General features: G+C 71.0%; 1 protein-coding gene. It reads right to left on the reverse strand.

Annotation, left to right across the window (positions count from 1 at the left end):
* Positions 1–690: MFS transporter (locus BZL64_RS38690; RefSeq protein ID WP_143663478.1), on the reverse strand; the 690-nt coding region annotated here is incomplete at both ends.

Genomic DNA, 690 nt, shown 5'->3' on the forward strand with positions numbered 1-690 from the left:
ACCACAACAACGGTGCGGCGCCGAACTCCGCTGCGGCCGGGGCAGCCCACCAGTAGCCCACGGTCATGGAGAGCACGCTCGCCACACCGTCGTACGCGCTGACGCGGGACATCGCGTCGGACGGCACATCGGCCTGGAGGCTGCTCGTCCAGAGGATGTGCAGCAGGGCGAAGCCGGCGCCGGACAGCAGCGAGCCCACGACGAGGACGTACACGGGTGCGCGCAGGGCGAGGAGGGCGGCGAAGGCGCCCAGGCCGAACGTGCAGAACACCGACGCCAGCAGCGGTCTGCGGAAGCGCACGCGCATTCCCACCAGCCCGCCGAGGAGGGAGCCGACGCCCTGCGCGGCCATGACGGTGCCCCATTGGGCGGCGCCGTTCTCCTTGCCGCCGACGAAGGCGATGCCGAGCACCATCACCGGCCCCAGGACGAAGGTGCACGCCAGGGAGGTGTAGGCGAGGAGGGACCACAGCCACGTGCGGGAGCTGAACTCGCGCCAGCCGTGCCGCAGTTGTTCCGCGAAGCTCTCACCCTCGCGAACGGCGTTCTTGGCGGACGAGGTACGCACTCCGGCCAGGAACAGCGCGCTGGCCAGGAAGGTGCCGGCGTCGATGGCGATGACCCAGGCCGGGTCGGTCCACACCACGAGTGCGCCGCAGACGGCGGGTCCGAGCAGCGAGCCGATCGAAT

Source organism: Streptomyces bobili, from assembly GCF_002154575.1.
GTDB classification, from domain to species: Bacteria; Actinomycetota; Actinomycetes; order Streptomycetales; family Streptomycetaceae; genus Streptomyces; species Streptomyces bobili.